The 17,148-nt window shown below is 71.1% G+C and carries 13 protein-coding genes and 2 pseudogenes; 8 read left to right on the forward strand and 7 right to left on the reverse strand.

Features of this window, described 5'->3' with window-relative positions:
- Positions 1–78: 78 nt before the first annotated feature.
- Together J7656_RS05425 and J7656_RS05430 are read left to right on the forward strand one after the other, a co-directional pair.
- On the forward strand, positions 79–624 hold the full coding sequence (locus J7656_RS05425; RefSeq protein WP_017344275.1) for a pyruvoyl-dependent arginine decarboxylase: 546 nt from the start codon (positions 79–81) through the stop codon (positions 622–624).
- Positions 625–715: 91 nt separating this feature from the next.
- Positions 716–1,092: pseudogene (locus tag J7656_RS05430) on the forward strand (DUF5811 family protein).
- Here the strand turns inward: J7656_RS05430 and J7656_RS05435 are convergent.
- Entirely contained in the window at positions 1,093–2,034 is a 942-nt protein-coding gene (locus tag J7656_RS05435; RefSeq protein ID WP_211554332.1) for a M14 family metallopeptidase, read from the reverse strand. It lies immediately after the preceding pseudogene.
- 79 nt (positions 2,035–2,113) lie between these two features.
- Entirely contained in the window at positions 2,114–3,745 is a 1,632-nt protein-coding gene (locus J7656_RS05440) for a lipopolysaccharide biosynthesis protein (protein WP_211554333.1), read from the reverse strand.
- 120 nt (positions 3,746–3,865) lie between these two features.
- Here J7656_RS05440 and J7656_RS05445 point away from each other — a divergent pair.
- Positions 3,866–7,020, forward strand: a pseudogene (locus J7656_RS05445) (FAD-binding and (Fe-S)-binding domain-containing protein).
- 66 nt (positions 7,021–7,086) lie between these two features.
- Here J7656_RS05445 and J7656_RS05450 read toward each other — a convergent pair.
- Positions 7,087–8,073, reverse strand: coding sequence for an aldo/keto reductase (locus J7656_RS05450; protein ID WP_211554334.1), 987 nt, complete (start codon positions 8,071–8,073; stop codon positions 7,087–7,089).
- A gap of 439 nt (positions 8,074–8,512) precedes the next feature.
- Positions 8,513–9,601 carry a pyridoxal-phosphate-dependent aminotransferase family protein gene (locus J7656_RS05455; RefSeq protein ID WP_017344280.1) on the reverse strand — a complete coding sequence of 363 codons (1,089 nt, stop codon included), beginning with the start codon at positions 9,599–9,601 and terminating at the stop codon, positions 8,513–8,515.
- Between the two features lie 142 nt (positions 9,602–9,743).
- On the opposite strand from J7656_RS05455, the gene J7656_RS05460 reads away from it, so the two are divergent.
- From J7656_RS05460 to J7656_RS05470, 3 genes are all read left to right on the forward strand, one after another.
- Positions 9,744–10,340 (forward strand): metal-dependent hydrolase, encoded by a 597-nt coding sequence (locus J7656_RS05460; RefSeq protein ID WP_211554550.1) that lies wholly within the window; start codon positions 9,744–9,746, stop codon positions 10,338–10,340.
- Positions 10,341–10,457: 117 nt separating this feature from the next.
- A complete protein-coding gene (gene thyA, locus J7656_RS05465) occupies positions 10,458–11,486 on the forward strand; it encodes a thymidylate synthase (protein WP_017344282.1) in 1,029 nt (342 codons plus the stop codon).
- Positions 11,486–12,034, forward strand: a complete 549-nt coding sequence (locus J7656_RS05470; RefSeq protein ID WP_211554335.1) for a dihydrofolate reductase — start codon at positions 11,486–11,488, stop codon at positions 12,032–12,034. The genes thyA and J7656_RS05470 overlap by 1 nt, the downstream gene beginning before the upstream one ends.
- Positions 12,035–12,095: 61 nt before the next feature.
- Here J7656_RS05470 and J7656_RS05475 read toward each other — a convergent pair whose 3' ends face one another.
- A complete protein-coding gene (locus J7656_RS05475; protein ID WP_017344284.1) occupies positions 12,096–12,512 on the reverse strand; it encodes a thiol-disulfide oxidoreductase DCC family protein in 417 nt (138 codons plus the stop codon).
- 147 nt (positions 12,513–12,659) lie between these two features.
- Here J7656_RS05475 and J7656_RS05480 point away from each other — a divergent pair, with 147 nt between their 5' ends.
- Positions 12,660–14,324: an HTTM domain-containing protein gene (locus J7656_RS05480; RefSeq protein ID WP_211554551.1), complete on the forward strand. Its 1,665-nt coding sequence runs from the start codon at positions 12,660–12,662 to the stop codon at positions 14,322–14,324.
- An 87-nt stretch (positions 14,325–14,411) separates the two neighbouring features.
- Here J7656_RS05480 and J7656_RS05485 read toward each other — a convergent pair whose 3' ends face one another.
- Both J7656_RS05485 and J7656_RS05490 read right to left on the reverse strand, forming a co-directional pair.
- A complete protein-coding gene (locus tag J7656_RS05485) occupies positions 14,412–15,293 on the reverse strand; it encodes a homoserine kinase (protein ID WP_211554336.1) in 882 nt (293 codons plus the stop codon).
- A 143-nt stretch (positions 15,294–15,436) separates the two neighbouring features.
- A complete protein-coding gene (locus J7656_RS05490; protein ID WP_017344291.1) occupies positions 15,437–15,685 on the reverse strand; it encodes a DUF8006 family protein in 249 nt (82 codons plus the stop codon).
- 126 nt (positions 15,686–15,811) lie between these two features.
- Between J7656_RS05490 and J7656_RS05495 the strand changes: the two genes are divergently transcribed.
- Positions 15,812–17,086: a TIGR00341 family protein gene (locus tag J7656_RS05495; RefSeq protein ID WP_026046295.1), complete on the forward strand. Its 1,275-nt coding sequence runs from the start codon at positions 15,812–15,814 to the stop codon at positions 17,084–17,086.
- The last annotated feature ends 62 nt before the right edge of the window (positions 17,087–17,148 follow it).

Raw genomic sequence — 17,148 nt, forward strand, 5'->3', positions numbered from 1 at the left:
CGAATCGGTCGTTTATCATATCCGCGCCGGCGATCGGCTTCGTAACCCCTTACCGCGCTCGCCGTCGATTCGCCGTCAATGAACACCATCCACGTCGCCGGCGGCGTCGGGGTCGCCGACACGGCGATGGCCTCCTACGACGCCGCGCTCGCGGACGCGAACCTCCACAACTACAACCTCGTCGCGGTCTCCTCCGTCGTCCCCGCGGCGGCGACCGTCGAGGCGGTGTCGGAGGTCCCGGACCTGGGCCCCGCCGGCAACCGGCTCACCGTCGTCGAGGCGCGCCGGACGATCGGCCCGGGCGACGCGGTCGACTTCCGCGAGGGCGGGCGCTCGGGGGCCGAGGGCGCCGAGTCGAAGCGCGCGCCCCGCCGACACCCTGACGCGGTCGCGGGGCTCGGGTGGGCGACCGGCCCGGGCCCGGGGCTCTTCTACGAGGTGACCGGGGAGGACGCCGACGACGTCCGCGAGCGGATCGAGGCGGGGCTCGACAGCGGCGCCGACCTCCGTGACTGGGAGCTCCCGGCCCGCGAGACGCACGTCGAGAGGGTCGCGGCCGAGCCGGACCGGTACGCGACCGCGGTCGTGATCGCCGCATACGGGGAGTCTGAGCCGATCCTGTAACGGGGACGGACGGTCCGGCGACGCCCCGGAGCCCCGGTCGCCGCCGCCGACGCCTTTTTGACTCGGCTCCGCGTACGAGACGTAGCTTCGAATGAACGGCAACAACCCGTACGCCGGGGCGCCGGGTGTGACGGACGCGGGCTCGCCCGCCGCCGTCGACCTCTCTCCGGACCAGGAAAAACAGCTCCGGCGCGCGGTCGCCGGAATCGTATCGCGCACGGAATCGTATCTCCCCGACAGCTACGCCGTCGGCTCCGAGCTCTCCGTCGGCGCCGAGGGCCCGCAGGCGACCGTCGCGGTGAACCCCCGGCCGGCCACCCGGTTTCGGCCGGCTTCACCCCCGACCCGGAGGACTTGGACGCCGGCATCGCCGAGTCCGACACCGACGAGGTCGCCCGCGGCCTCGCCGCCAGCGCGGCGGTCCAAGTGATGGACGCCGTCGGCGACATCACGCCGACCGCGAAGTAGTTACTCCGCTCGTTCCGACCGGTCCGCGCTGTTCTCGCCGGTCTCCCCGCTCTCGTCAGCGCCCCGACGCTCGTCGCGCGAGTACACTCGCAGGTCGCCCTCGCCCGGCGGCTTCAGCACGCCTGTGACGCGGCCGTACATGCCGAAGATGTCGTCGTACCCGTTCTCGCTCGCGAGGATCGGGACCACGCCCGACTCCTCGACGCGATGGGTGTACACGTCGTCCTCGGCGAACACCGCGCCCGCCGGGATCGCCTCGAAGTTCGCGAAGTGGACGTGCGGCTCTCCGCCCCCCTTCGGCACCTCCTCGCTGCCCTTCACCACGGTCGTCTCCGAGAACGTCGGCGGCTCGTCCGCCAGCGCGCCGTGGACGCGGAGGAAGGCGAGGCAGGCCTCGTAGCCGAATTCGACGGCCTCCTCGCTTCCCTGTCGGCCGACCTCGATCGAGACGGTGTGCGGGATCGTGGAGTCGAGCGTCGTCGACCGCAGGCCGCTCGCGTCGACGACGTGGTCGACGGGGAGCCCGGTGACGGTGCGCCGGACCGACGCCGTGAGGTCGCTGAAGATGGCGAACGGCGGGGGCGCGCTGTGCGAGGTGTGGAGCGCGAGGACCGCGTCGAACCCCTCCAGCGCGGCGGCGAGCCGCGGCGCGAGCGCGCGCTCGTACTCCTCGCTGTCGGCGTCGCCCGGGAACGACCGGTTCAGGTCCGCGTCCGTGTAGCGCGTCTCGGCCTCGATCGCCGGCTCGTTGGCGAGAATGAGCCGGACGAGCCCCTCGGACCCCGTGCCGCCGTCGATCCCGCCTCCGTCGGACGGGTCGAGCGGGGGGAGTTCCGCCGCGAGCCGTTCCACGATCCGCACGCCGGCGGGCTCGTCGCCGTGGATCCCGCCGACGATCGCGACGCGGGCCGACCCCGCCGACTCGCGGTCGATCGTTTGCATACCGTCTTTACGTCGCCGTCCGCCCATAAATCGTCGCGATCCGCGGTCGGCGGGGAGCGTCACCGATCGAGGCGCGGCGTCATCGATCGAACCGCTCCGCGAGCGCGGTCCGGTACCGTCGCGCCAGCCGCCGCGCGACGAAGCGGTCGCGGGGGTCCACGCCGATGAGCCGGAGCGAGGCCGCGTACGCCGCGAGCCCGACCGCGCTCCCCGCGAGGACCGCCGCCGGACCGGCGAGGGCCGCGCGGACGCCGTACATGACGGCCGCGGCGACGCCCCCCGCCGCGAGCGGGGTGAGGAAGGTCCGGTCGAACGGCCACAGCCCCTCGAAGTGCCGGAGGAGGACGACCTGGATCCCGTTCTGTACCGCGATGGCGAGCGACGTGCCGAGCGCGGCGCCGACGAGCCCGTACCGGACCACGAACGCGTAGGTCAGCCCGACGTTGAGGACCGCGAGCAGCCAGTCGAGCGCCATCCGCGCGTACTGGTGGTCGGTCATCATCAGGAGCCAGCCGGTGGCGCCGACCGCGCTCCCGACGAAGACGCCGCCGAGGTAGACGACCAGGGGGAGGTAGCCGTCGACGTACGCCTCGCCGAACAGCCCCAGTATCTCGCGGCCGTACACCGCCAGCACGGCGAGAATCGGGACGACGGCGGTGACGATCTGTCGCGTGACGGAGCCGTACACCGCGTTGAGCGTCGCCGTCCGGTCGTTCGCGTACAGCTCCGAAGCGACCGGCGGGAGGAGTTGGTTGAAAGAGAGGAGCGGGATCCACGCGACCGCGATCACCACGAGGACGACGTTGTACACGCCGGCCGCGGTCGCCGTCAGCAGCGCGCCGACAAGCAGTACGTCGACGCGGTTCTGGAACACCTTCCCGAGGCTGCTCATCGCCACCGGCGCCGCGTGGTCGTAGAAGCGGCGCGCCTCCGCGCGGGCGCCCCGGAGCGTCGGCCGAACGCCGGTGACGGACGCGGAGAGGGGGACCGCGGCCGCCGCGAGGACCCCGGTCGCGGCGACGATCGCGCCGGCGACGCCGACGACGGAGTAGCCGAGCGCCAGCGCGCCGACGGCGCCGACGAGCCTGACGCCCGGCCGCAACAGCTTGTTGAACAGGATCTCGCCGCGGGCCGACCCGACCGCGCGGAAGAGCGCGGACGCGACCATCACGACGCCGAGGAGGCCGACGAGTCCGCCGAACGCGCGCATCGTTCCCGCGAACGCCGGCTCCGTGACGGTGCGGGCGTTTATCACCGGCGCCGCGAGCCAGACGCCGGCCGCGATCGCGAGCCCGAACCCGAGCGTCGTCGCGTACGCGAGGCCGGCGACCGCGCCCTGTCGGTCCGGGTCCGCCCCGTACTCCGGGAGGTACCGCTGGATCGCTGGGACGCTGCCGAACGTCACGAGTCTGGACAGCAGCTGGGCGATCCGCCACGCCAGCGCGTACACGCCGTAGGCGGTCGGGCCGAGCCCGCGGGTCAGCGCGAACTCGGTCGCCGCGATGAGCGCGCGCTGGCCGGCGACCCCGCCCGAGGTGAGCACCGCGCCGTGCGCGATCGTCTCCAGCGCCTCGCGCTCGTCGTCCGGGATCGCGTCGCCCGCGTCGCCCTCGCTGCCGGGGCGGGCGTCGCGCTCGCCGTCGCAGCGCTCGCCGCCCTCGCGGCCCTCGGCGTCCGAATCGTCTCCCTCCTCGTCGCGTTCGTGCTCCACGGTCGTCTCCGTCGGTCGGTCGGGGTCCCGCCGAAAAAGCGACCCGCTTTGCGGCCGCCCTAAATGAATATAATTATCGTTCACGATGGATTTATCACCCTCATCCCGCCCACTCTCCCCATGGACGGAGGAGAAGTCGCCGGCGACGGCGGCCCGGGAGAACCGAGCGGGGACGCCGAGAGCGACCGGACACGGCGGGTAGCGTCAGACGACGAGATCGCCGCGGACGGCGGGGTCGCCGCGGGCGGGCCTACCGGGCCGGATCAGTCGGGCGTCTCCGCCGCCGCGCTGGGCCACGACCGGCCAGACGTCGAGGTGTACCGGTCGCTCGCGGCCGACCTGCGCGACGCGGTCGCGGGCGGCGTCGAGTTCGACGAGTACGCGCAGGTGCTGTACGCGACCGACGGGAGCGTCTATCAGGCCCGACCGGCTGGCGTGGTGTACCCTCACGGGGTCGACGACGTGCGGGCGGCGATGCGGGTCGCGGCCGACCACGGCGTCCCGGTCCTCCCGCGCGGCGCGGGGTCGTCGCTCGCGGGACAGACGGTCGGTCCCGGCTGCGTCGTCCTCGACTGCTCGCGACACATGGACTCGATCCTGTCGGTTGACCCCGACGCGCGCCGCGCCACGGTCCAGCCCGGCGTCGTCCAGGACGACCTCGACGACCGGCTCGCCGAGGACGGCCTGAAGTTCGCGCCCGACCCCGCGTCCTCGGCGCGCGCGACCGTCGGCGGCGGCATCGGCAACAACTCCACCGGCGCCCACTCCGTGCGGTACGGGATCACCGACGCCTACACCGAGGAGCTCCGGGTGGTGCTGGCGGACGGCTCGCTCATCCACACCCGTGAGGTCGTCCTCGACTCCCCCGAGTACGAGGCGATCGTCGCGGGCGAGGCGGGCGGCGAGCGCGAGGCCGCGCTGTACGAGACGGTCCGCGCGCTCGTCGAGGAGAACGCCGACGAGATCGAGAACCGCTACCCGACGCTCAAGCGGTCGGTCTCAGGCTATAACCTCCACAAGGCGATCTACGAGAACGACGACGGCGAGGAGGTGATCAACCTCTCGAAGCTGTTCGTCGGCGCCGAGGGGACGCTGGGCGTCGTCGTCGAGGCCACCCTCTCGCTCGTCACCCGCCCCGAGGAGACCGCGCTGGCGCTGTACTCCTTCGACACGCTCGACGCGGCGATGCGGGCGGTCCCCGAGGCGCTCGAACTCCCGGTGAGCGCGGTCGAGCTGATGGACGACGCGGTCGTCGAGCTGGCGGCGGGGTCACCGGAGTACGCCGAGTACGCGGAGCCGATCCCGGACCGGGCCGCGGCCGCGCTCATGTTAGAGTGGGACTCGGAGCTGGTCGACGAGTTCGAGGCGGCGGTCGCCGAAGCGAACGACCGCTTCCTCGGCGACGGCGACCGCGACGCGTTCGACGTCATCGAGGCGTACGACGAGGGGACCCAGGAGGACCTCTGGAACCTCCGGAAGGCGGCGATCCCCCTCCTGATGAGCATGGACGGCGACGCGAAGCCGTACCCGTTCATCGAGGACGCGTCGGTGCCGCCCGCTGAGCTCGCCGACTACGTTGCCGCCTTCGAGGAGGTGCTCGACGACCACGGCACCTCGGCCGCGTACTTCGCGCACGCCGGGGTCGGCACCCTTCACATCCGGCCGATCCTCTCGCTGAAGGAGTCCGAGGACGTCGAGACGATGCACGACATCGCCGACGACGTCACCGACCTCGTCTTGGAGCACCACGGCGCCTTCTCCGGCGAACACGGCGACGGGCTCGCGCGCACGGAGTTCAACCCGAAGATGTACGGCGAGGAGCTCTGGACGGCGTTCCAGGAGCTGAAGTCCGCGTTCGACCCCGAGTGGCGGATGAACCCCGGGAAGGTCGTCTACGTCGACGGCGAGACCGCGGCCGAGCGCGGCTACCCCGAGGCCGCCGCCGACACCGACATGCGCGAGAACCTCCGGTACGGGCCGACGTATCAGTCGGTCGAGCCGCAGACGGCGTTGGACTTTTCCGACGAGGGCGGGTTCTCCGAGCTCGTCGAGCTGTGTAACGGCTGCGGCACCTGTCGCGAGACCGACTCCGGGACGATGTGTCCGACCTATCGGGCCTCGGGCGAAGAGATCCAGACGACCCGCGGGCGGGCGAACATGCTCCGGGCCGCGATAAGCGGCGAGCTCGACGACGAGGAGATCCACTCCGACCGGTTCCAGGCTGAGGTGCTCGACCTCTGCGTCGGCTGTAAGGGGTGTCAGAGCGACTGCCCGACCGGCGTCGACCTCGCGAAGCTGAAGGCGGAGGTGAAACACGACCACCACGAGCGGGAGGGGGCGGGGATGCGCGAGCGGCTCTTCCGCGACATCGACCGGCTCTCGGCGCTCGGGAGCAAGCTCGCGCCGCTGTCGAACGCGGCGGCGAAGGTCCCGGGGGCCCGGAAGGCGATGGACGCGCTCGCGGGGATCGCCCCGAGCGCGCGCTGCCGACGTTCCGGTCGACGAGCTTCGAAGAGTGGTTCGCGGATCGCGGCGGCCCGGCGGTCGACGAGCGGGACGCGGTCGACACCGTTGCGCTGTTCCCCGACACCTACACCAACTACAGCTACCCGACGGCCGGGAAGGCGGCGGTGCGCGTGCTGGAGGCCGCGGACGTCCGCGTCGAGGTCCCCGACGACCTCGCCCCCTCCGGACGGGCCGCCTTCTCGACCGGGTTCCTCGACGCGGCTCGGGAGCGCGCGGCCGACAACGTCGCGGCGCTCGCGCCCCGAGTCCGGGAGGGGCAGTCGGTCCTCTTCGTCGAGCCCTCCGACGCGGTGATGTTCCAGGACGAGTATCTGGACTTACTCGACGGTGCGGACGCCGAGGCAGTGTCTGCGGCCGCGGCGGGCGTCTGCGAGTACCTCGACGCCCGTCGGGCCGACGAGCGGCTGTCGTTCGACGCGCCCGCGGAGACGCTCACCTACCACGGGCACTGCAACCAGAAGGCGACGAACAAGGACCACCACGCCGTCGGCGTCCTCCGACGAGCCGGCTACGGCGTCGACCCGCTCGACTCCTCCTGTTGCGGCATGGCGGGCTCGTTCGGCTACGAGAGCGAGCACTACGACCTCTCGAAGGCGATCGGACGGATCCTCTTCGGGCAGGTCGACGACAGCGACGGCGACGCGGTGACGGCGCCCGGCGCCTCCTGCCGCTCGCAGCTCGGCGACCGCGAAGGGGCCGAGACGCCGCCGCACCCGATAGAGAAGTTGGCGGCGGCGCTCGACGAGTGAGGGCGGCGGGCGAGGCGCCCCGCTGTCGCCGCGCTCTCGCCTCACTCTCGCCGCGCCCCGCTCACCTCACCAGCGCTGGTGGACGTACTCGCGCACGTGGGCGTCGTACACGTCGCTCGCCGCCTCGCGCTCGGCGTCGGAGAGCGGGGGCGCCTCGCTCGCGGCCGCGTTCGCTCGGACGTGCTCGGGCGTGGTCGACCCGGGAATCACCGTCGAGACGGCGTCGTGGTCGAGGATCCACCGGAGCGCGAACTCGGGTAGCGGGCGGTCGTCCGGCAGGCGCTCGTCGAGTTCGTCGACCGCATCGAGGCCCGCCTCGAAGGGGACGCCCGCGAACGTCTCGCCCACGTCGAAGGCGTCGCCCTCGCGGTTGTAGTTGCGGTGGTCGTCTTCGGGGAACTCCTCATCGCGCGAGAGCGCCCCCGTCAGGAGTCCGGACGCGAGCGGCACCCGGCAGATCACGCCCACGTCGCGCGCGGCGGCCTCGTCGAGGAACAGCTCTGCGGGACGCTGTCGGAACGGGTTGAAGATGATCTGGACGGTCTCGACGCCGGGGTACTCGATCGCCTTCAGTCCCTCCTCGACGCGCTCGACGCTGACGCCGTAGTTCGCGATCCGACCCTCGTCTTCGAGCGTCGCCAGCGCGTCGAACGTCTCCGGCCGGTAGTACACGTCCGTCGGCGGGCAGTGGAGTTGGACCAGGTCCAGCGTGTCCATCTCGAGGTTCTCCCGCGAGCGGTCGACGAACCGCCGGAGGTTCTCTTCCGTGTAGCCGTCCGCCTCGTGCGGGTCGAGCCGGCGCCCGGCCTTCGTCGCGACGGTGACGTCGTCGCTCGCGATCTCCTCGGCCAGAACCTCGCCGACGATCCGCTCGGAGCGACCGTCGCCGTACACGTCCGCGGTGTCGAAGAAGTCGATCCCGGCGTCGCGGGCGGCCTCGACCGCCGCGACCGCCTCGTTCTCCGTGACCTCGCCCCAGTCGCCGCCGATCTGCCAGGCGCCGTAGCCGACCTCGCTGACCTCGCCCACGCCGCCGAGTTCGCGGTGGTTCATGTCGCCCGGACGTTACCCGGGCGAACGCAAGGGCGTTCCGGAGGCGGCGTCGTGCGATCGGGGTGACTTGGCCGACCAACGCTCATAAATAGAGCTGCGGTGGCGCGTGCCTGCGAGCGGCCGCCACCGGCGGCCGCGAGGAGCACGCGCGAGGGAGTCGCGAACGCCCGAAGGGCGTGAGCGACGAGGCTGGGGAGGCGTGAGGCTGCGGTGCTGTGCGGGACGGGACTCAAAGGGGCAGCCGGGAGGGCGGCGCAGGCGACGCAAGCACCACAGCGAAGGAGCGAACGAAGTGAGCGACTGAGCGAGGAGCGCAGCGAGCGTGCGCCGCCCTCCCGGCTGGGGCTTTGGCGGTGTTCGCCGCAGATCTACCAGCAATCATTTATATATAAGCGACTGGGGGTTTAAAAGCGTCTGCCGTCGATTCGCCGAGGACTATTTATAAAACATCGGCGAGCGCGTCCATCGTCTCCTCGACGCGCTCGACGCGCGCGTTGTGGCCCATGTGTCCGACGCGGAGGATGTCCTCGGCGCCGTCACCGAGTCCCGTCGCGAGGATCACGTCGTACTCCTCGCGCAGTCGCTCCTGAAGCGCCTCGGCCCGCCCGGGCACCTCGAAGGCGGTCACCGTCGGCGAACTCCGTTCGGGGCTCGGCACGGTCTCCAGCCCCAGCTCCGCGCCGCGCTCGCGACACCGCCGTGCGGCCGCCGCGTGTCGCTCCCGGACCGCGTCGAGCCCCTCGTCGAGCAGGAGCCCGAGGGCCTCGTCGAGCGCGACGACCTCGGTCGTCAGGTGGGTGTACGGGAACCCGTCGCTCACGTCGCGGAACGGGAGGAAGTTCGCGTACAGTTCGTGCGGGTCGCGCGCCTCCATCGCGGCCCACGCGCGATCGCTCACCGCGGCGGTCGCGAGCCCCGGCGGCGCGCTGAAACACTTCTGGGAGGCGCCGAGACACACGTCGATCCGGTCGGTCGGCACCGAGACCCCGCCGAGCGAGGAGACCGCGTCGACGACGGTGAGGATCTCGGAATCCGCGGCCGCGTCAATCCGGTCGAGCGCGGCCTCGACATCGTTGAGCGTCCCCGTGGGCGTCTCGCAGTGGACCATCGTCGCGAGGTCGAAGTCGGCGCCGTCGGCCGTCAGCGCCTCGTCGAGCGCGTCGAGCGGGAGCGGCTCGTCGTGATCTGCCGCGACGAGGGTCGCGTCGCCGCCGTACGACTCGACGAAGTCGGCGAACCCCTCGCCGTAGAGCCCGTTCGAGAGACAGAGGACCTCGGTGCCCGGCTCGACCAGCGAGGCGACCGCGGCCTCTAACCCCAGAATTCCCTCCCCGCCGAGGGCGACCACGTCGCGCCCGCCTTCGGCGGCCGGGACGCTCGGGTCGACGCCGTACACCGTCGCGAGCCGGCCCGTGAGTCGGTCGTATATTTCCCGAAACCGCGGGTCCACGTCGGGGTTGATCAGCTCGCGGGACATCGCGTCGCGCACCGGTTCGGGGACCGCGGTCGGTCCCGGCGTCATGAGCATACGCCTCGGTTCGACCGGCGGTATATAAACGAACCGCGAAAGCGGCCGTCGAGGCGCCACAGGAGGTCGCTGCGCGGGAGTCGACCGCGGTCGCGGCGCCGACACACTCATATATTTCTGTCGCCTGCGATCCAATACGATGATGCTTCCGACCCACGTGCTGGCGGGGATGCTGCTCGCGGCCCCGCTGGTGCGCGCGGCGCCGGAGCTGGCGCCCGTCGGGTTCGCCGCCGGCTTCCTCGGCGGGCTCCTCCCCGACCTCGACATGTACACCGGCCACCGACGGACGCTCCACTACCCCGTCTACTACTCCGTCTTCGCCGCCCCCGCGCTCCTCGCGGCCGTGGTGGCCCCGTCGGTACTCTCGGTCGGAATCGCGCTGTTCCTCCTCGGCGCGGCGCTCCACAGCGTCGCCGACATGTACGGGGGCGGCTTAGAGCTCAGACCGTGGGAAGGGAACTCCGACCGCGCGGTGTACGACCACCACCGAGAGCGGTGGATACCCCCGCGGCGCGGCGTGCGGTACGACGGCGCGGCCGAGGACCTCGCGCTCTCACTCGGGCTGGCCGTTCCGCTCCTGCTCCTCGTCGACGGCCCCCTCCGAGAGGTCGTGGTCGGGACCCTGGCCGTCGCGGTCGTGTACACCGTTCTCCGCCGTCGACTCGCGGAGATCGCGGCGGCCGTGATCCCGCTGCTCCCGGCGGCGTTCGACCCGTACCTCCCCGACCGGTATCGGTGAGGTCGCGGCCGACGAGCTGCCCTCGACCGTCGGACCGACGCGCTTACTTTTCCCGCCTCGTTTGACCAAATAACAGCCCGCGCCGGCGGCCGTCGGTCCCGGCGCGCCGAACCCACCATGCAACAGTACCTCGACCTCGTCGACGAGGCGCTCTCGACCGGCACGTACAAGCCGAACCGAACCGGCGTCGACACCATCGCGACGTTCAGCGGACAGTACACCGTCGACCTCGCGGAGGGCTTCCCCCTCCTGACCACGAAGAAGATGGACGGCTACCGGTGGAACTCCCTCATCCACGAGGTGCTGTGGTACCTCTCCGGCGAGGAGCACATCCGGAACCTCCGCGAGGAGACGAAGATCTGGGACGCCTGGGCCGACGAGGATGGGAAGCTTGACACCGCCTACGGTCGGTTCTGGCGCCGCTACCCGGTTCCTGAGCGAGCCGCCGAACTCCCCGGCGAGACGTGGCCAGACGACGCGGACCGCTGGGTCACCGTCGAGGAGGACGAAGACGGGACGACGCGACGCACCTTCGACCAGATTCAGTACGTCCTCGACACCCTCGAAGAGAACCCCCACTCCCGGCGGATGGTCGTGAACGCGTGGCACCCGGCGAATGCCGCCGTCTCCACGCTGCCGCCGTGCCACTACACCTTCGTCGTGAACGTCCAGGACGGCCGGCTCAACCTCCACCTCACGCAGCGCTCCGGCGACATCGCGCTCGGCGTCCCGTTCAACATCGCGGCGTACGCGCTGCTCGCGAACGCCTTGGCCCAGCGGACCGGCTTCGAAGTTGGCGAGTTCGGCCACACCGTCGTCGACGCGCACGTCTACTGCGGCCGCGGCGACCGCGGGAAGTGGTACGCCAACAACCTCCGCTACGTTCAGGAGCGCCTCGGCAACGTCGAGACCAAGGACGACTACCTCGACGTAAAGAGCTGGGTCGAGCGCACCGCCCCCGACGAGCCGAACGGCCAGGAGGGGTACGACCACGTGCCCGGCCTGCTCGAACAGCTTTCGCGGACGCCCCGCGACCGCCCGCGCATCGAGGTCGCGGACAAGCCGCTCGACGAGCTGACGTACGAGGACGTCGAAGTCGTCGACTACGACTCCGCGGACGGCATCTCGTTCGCGGTCGCGGAGTGATGGCGGACGCCGACACCCCCGAGCCTGACGGGGACGCCGACCCGGACCTCGTCCTCGTCGCCGCCGTCGCGGAGAACGGCGTGATCGGCGACGGCGACCGGATGCCGTGGCACTACCCCGCGGACCTGACGCACTTCAAGCGACTGACGACCGGCCACCCGGTGATCGTCGGCCGGAAGACGTACGAGCGCATCGCCGACCGGATCGGCGGCCCGCTCCCCGACCGGACGAGCGTCGTGTTGACGACTCGCCCCATCGACGACGCTGACCTCTCCGAGGGCGCGGTCGTCGCGGGCGACCCCGAGACCGCGCTCGAACGCGCGGCCGCGGACGCCGCGGACCGCGGCGTCGATGCCGTCTACGTCATCGGGGGCGCGACGGTGTACGAGGCGTACCTCGACCGCGCCGACCGGATGGTCCTCACCGAGATCCCGGAGCGACCCGAGGGCGACACGCGGTTCCCGGAGTGGGACCCCGAGGCGTGGACTGAGCGCGAGCGCGAGACCGACGGCGACCTCGCGTTCGTCACCTACGAGCGGCGCGAGTGACCGCGGCCGGAGCGGGACCGGACGCCGGGGCGCGCCCCTCCGCTCGCTCCGAGCCCGCGACTCACTCTATGAATCGCGACTCCACGTCGCCAGACGGCATCATACATCGGTCCTTCTTCCCGAACCACCGGTACCGGTTGTCGGCGACGAAGTCGTACACGCGGTCGCGGACCGCCTTGGGCACGTAGCGGAACGGCGAGAGGAGCCGGTAGCGGCCGCCGAGCCCCGCCGCAATCCGGATGATCGCCGACGACTTCACGTAGCTCTCGCCGTCCTCGATCAGGACGATCGAGTCCAGCTCCTCGTCCGCGAGGTCGTGTTCGGCCAAGAGGGTCCGCCCCACGTCGGACTGAAGCGAGGCGAACCGGTACTTGCCCTCCGGGTCGCGGGGGAAGATGAACTGTACGAACCCGCTACAGAGGTTACAGACGCCGTCGAAGAGAACGACTGCGGCGTCCTCCGGGATGTCCTCGTCCATCACCTGTCGGACGTACGCGGCCGTCGCAGTTCAGGATTCCGGTGGGGCCGACGCTCGTCCCGCGGACGCCCGAGATGGAGGCGGCCCCGTCGCACGGAAAACTTATATCGGTCCCTCGGTGTCTCCAACAAGTTGGATCAAAAGAGCATGGCTGGAAACCCCTCCGCCTCGACCGTCCGGTCGCGGCTCACCGCCGCCGTTCGACGGCTCGCGGCCGCGGTCGCCGCGCGAGTCTCGGTCGACCTGCGGGCGCTCGCCGCGTTCCGGATCGGGCTCGGAGCCCTGGTGATCGCCGACCTGCTCCTCCGCTCGCGCTCGTTGACCGCCTTCTACACCGATTACGGCGTGCTACCGCGCCGCGCGTTCTTCTCGGACTACTCGGGGAACTACTCGCTACACGCGCTCTCCGGCGAACCGTGGGCCGTCGGCCTGCTGTTCGCGCTGGCCGGCGCCTTCGCCCTCGCGCTGGTCGTCGGGTACCGAACGCGGCTCGTGACGCTCGTCTCGTGGGTGCTGCTGGTCTCGCTACACGCCCGGAACCCGATGGTGTTGAACTCGGGCGACACCCTCCTTCGGCTGCTGCTCTTCTGGAGCGTCTTCCTCCCGCTCGGCGCCCGCTGGTCGCTCGACGCCGTCAGGCGAGCGGACCGGGGAGCCGGCGCGGCGTCCGCCGCCGACTCCGCGCCGGGCGATACCGACGGGGACCCCCCGACGCCGGGACCGGCGGGGGGCGCCGTGGCGAGCGTCGCCACGATGGCGGTCCTGCTGCAGATACTGGTGATGTACCTGACGAACTCCGTCCACAAGTACGCGAGCGACGTCTGGATGAGCGGGGAGGCGGTCGCGTACGTCATGCAGGCCGACCAGTTCACCTACCTCCTCGGCAACTACCTCGCCGAGTTCACCGGACTCCTGCGGATGTTCACGCTCCTGTGGGTCGCCCTGCTGTTCGCGTCGCCGCTGTTGCTCCTGCTCACGGGGATTCCGCGCGCCGCCCTCGCCTCGATGTTCGTTGGGATGCACCTCGGGATGGCGGTCACGATACGGGTCGGCCTCTTCCCGATCGTCGTCGTCGTCGGCTTCCTTCCGTTCCTCCAGACGCCCGTCTGGGACGCCCTGGAGCGCGGCGTCGACCGACTGGGCTGGTCGGCGGCGCTCGCTCGCTGGCGAGACCGCTTCGAATCCCTGGCGAGGACGGCCCTCTCGGCCGGCGCGTCGCTCCCCCGACCGGCGCCGTCGGAGCGTATCGGTGACTTCCGCGGTAGCGACCTCGCCGCGGGTCTCTCCCGCGGACGCGTCCTCTTCTCGACGGTCCTGCCGTACGTCTTCCTCGTGTTGATCCTCCTGTCGAGCGCGGCGTCGGTCGGCTACGCCGAGGTTCCGGAGCCCGCCGGCGACGCCTTGGACGCCGCCGAGATGGACCAGTCGTGGCAGATGTTCGCGCCAGACCCGATCCGCACGACGCGGTGGTACGTCGCGGCGGGCACGCTCGAGGACGGCACCCAACGGGACGTGTTCCGCGACGCCCCGGTCACCTTCGACAGGCCGGCGCGCGCGGAGACCACCTATCCGACCTCGCGCTGGCGGAAGTACCTGAAGAACGTCTACGGCGCCGACAACGAGAACCACCGCTCGTACCTCGCGAACTACCTCTGCGGGGAGTGGAACCGCACCCACGAGACGGCCGTCGAGAACGTGACCGTCTACCAGTCGTACGAGCGAACGAACCCCTACAACGGGACGGTCGAGGCCGCGGACCGGTTCGAGCTGATCGAGTACGACTGCTCGGGCGAGCTCGTCCAGAACGCGTGACCGCCGCGCGGTCGCGGTTCGCTAACCGCCGTCGTGGGCTCTCGCTGCCGTAAGCTACCGCTCCGGTCCGCTACCGCTGCCGTGAGCTCACTCCTCGAGAACGGTCGACCCGCGCCCGATCCGGGTCTGGTACGCCCGCGCCTCGATCCCGGCGTCGGCGAAGGCGTCGAGCATCCCGGCGGCGACGTCGCGGCGGTCGCGCTCGCGGCAGGCCGCGATCACCGCGGGGCCGGCGCCGCTGACGGTGACGCCGGTTGCGCCCGCGTCGAAGGCGCGCTCGCGGACGTCGTCGTAGCCGGTGATCAGGCGGGCGCGCTCGGGCGTGACCACGGGGTCGCTCATGCCGAGGCCGACGAGGTCGGGGTCCGAGCGGCACATGCCGATCGCGAGCGTCGCGGCGTTGCCGACGGTCTCGACTAACTCCTCCATCGAGGCGGTCTCCGGGACGACCCGGCGCGCGTCGCGGGTCGAGACCGCCACGTCGGGGAGACAGACGACCAGCGGGATCGCGGCGTCGACCGACCGGGTTCCCTCCGCGGTCGTCACGGTGAACCCGCCGAGGATCGAGGGGGCGACGTTGTCGGCGTGCGCGACCCCGGAGACGACGGCCTCGCCCTCGGCGGCGATCGGGACCAGCTCCTCCCGGGAGCGCCCGCGGTCGTACAGCCGGTTGAGCGCGACCGCGGCGCCCGCGGCGCTCGCGGCCGAGGAGCCGAGCCCGGAGGCCGGGCGCACGCCCTTGTCGATGTGGATGCGCGCGGGCGCGTCGAGCGCCTCGACGACGGCACCGACGGTGTTCTTCTCGGGGTCCTCCGGGATGTACTGCGCGCCGACGCCCGTGACCTCGATCGTCGTCTCGGCCGCCTTCTCGACGGTGACGACGTCCGCCGGCCGCGAGAGGGCCGCCCCGAACACGTCGAAGCCGCTCCCGAGGTTCGCGCTCGTCGCGGGGGCCCGTACCGTTACCATGGCGGGGAGTGTCTCCCGGGGGGCAAAAAGGAGCGGGATCGAACAGAACGACGGCGGGGCCGTTCGCGGTCTGCGAAAGAGAAGGAGAGGGGACGCGTCGAGGCGGTTCGGTCGAGCGCTCCGTTCGGCGACGTTCGGCCGCGTCAGCGGGCCATCGTCCACAGCAGCGTGCCGACCAAGACGAGCGGGATGCCGAGGAGAATGAAGGTCGGCGGCATCGTCGTGTACGGCGCCATCAGGAAGACGACCCCGAAGACGGCCAGAATCGACGCGATGACCTTCTGTGACTTCAGCGGCGCTGCCCCCAGGAGCGACACGAGGAGCCCGAACAGGACGATGTGCCCGAGGTGGTAGTTGAGCAGGAACGTGTCGATGACCAGCGGCGAGAGCATTCTTGGCTGGAGGTGCGAGCGATTCGCGCATTAAAGTTCCGTTTCTCGTGGCCGGCGCCCGCCGATCGCGTGCCGATCTTATAAGAGCCGTCGGTGCGACCGGGGACCGTGCGACTCGTTCAGGTCATGATTCCGGCGGGCAAGCGGGCGGCGGTCGTCCGCGCGCTCGACGACGAGGGGGTCGACTACGTCGTCACCGACGAGACGAGCGGCCGGGAGTACACCGCAGTCGCGACGTTCCCGCTCCCGACCGCCGCGGTCGAGCCGGTCCTCGACCGGCTGCGAGAGGCGGGGATCGACGAGAGTACCTACACCGTCATCGTCGCGGCCGAGACTGTCATCTCGCGGCGGTTCGAGGCGCTCGAAGAGGAGTACGAGGAGGAGGCCGAACACGGCGGCGACCGCATCTCGCGGGAGGAGCTCCAGGCGAAGGCGGAGGGGCTCGCCTCCGGACTGGGGACGTACGTGCTGATGACCGTTATCTCGGCGGTGATAGCCACGGCGGGGCTGCTGCTCGACTCGCCGGCGACCGTGGTCGGGTCGATGGTGATCGCGCCCCTCATCGGCCCCGCGATGTCGGCGGCGGTCGGCACCGTCGTCGACGACGATGCGCTGTTCCGGCGGGGCGTACGGATGCAGATACTGGGCGTCGTCGTCGCGATTCTCGCGGCGACGCTGTTCGCGTTCGCGCTGCGCGCTCTCGCCTTGGTCCCGCCCGGGCTCGACCCGCTCGAACTCGCGGAGGTGTCCGAGCGGCTCGCGCCCAACGTGTTGGTGCTCATCGTGGCCATCGGTGCCGGCGTCGCCGGGATCGTCTCGCTGATGACCGGCGTTTCGGCGACGCTCGTGGGCGTGATGATCGCCGTGGCGCTCATCCCGCCAGCGGCCGCCGTCGGGATCGGGATCGCCTTTTGGATCCCGCAACTCGTACTCGGCGCGGGCGTGATCGTCGCGGTGAACGTCCTCTCGATCAATCTCTCGGCGCTGATCGTGTTGTGGTACGAGGGGTACCGACCGCGACACTGGTTCCGCGAGGACGACGCCCGTTCGGCGGTGTTGAAGCGGGCGGTCATCCTCGTCCTCGCCATCGCGGTGCTGTCGGTGTTCCTCGGCGGGGTCACCTACGAGTCGTACGCCGTCTCGACGACCGAGGCGGACATCAGAACGGCCGTCGGCGACGAGCTGGCCGCGCTCGACTCGAACGTGGAGCTGCTGGAGCTGGACATCGAGCGGACCGGAACGATCCCCCCGCTCGAAACGGAGCGCGTCGACGTGATCGTCGGCGCGCCGCCGGGGAGCGACCTCGCCGGGCTCGCCGACGCGCTCGACGATCGAGTTGAGGCGACGATCGGCAGCGACGTACGGATCGAAGTCCGCATCGTCACCGTCGAACGGGCGTGAGGTCGATCAGGACCGGGTGACCGGAAGAGCAAGTGACTTTTATCGGGCCGTCGTGGGCTCCG

The organism is Halorubrum ruber, from assembly GCF_018228765.1.
In the GTDB taxonomy this organism is placed as follows: domain Archaea; phylum Halobacteriota; class Halobacteria; order Halobacteriales; family Haloferacaceae; genus Halorubrum; species Halorubrum ruber.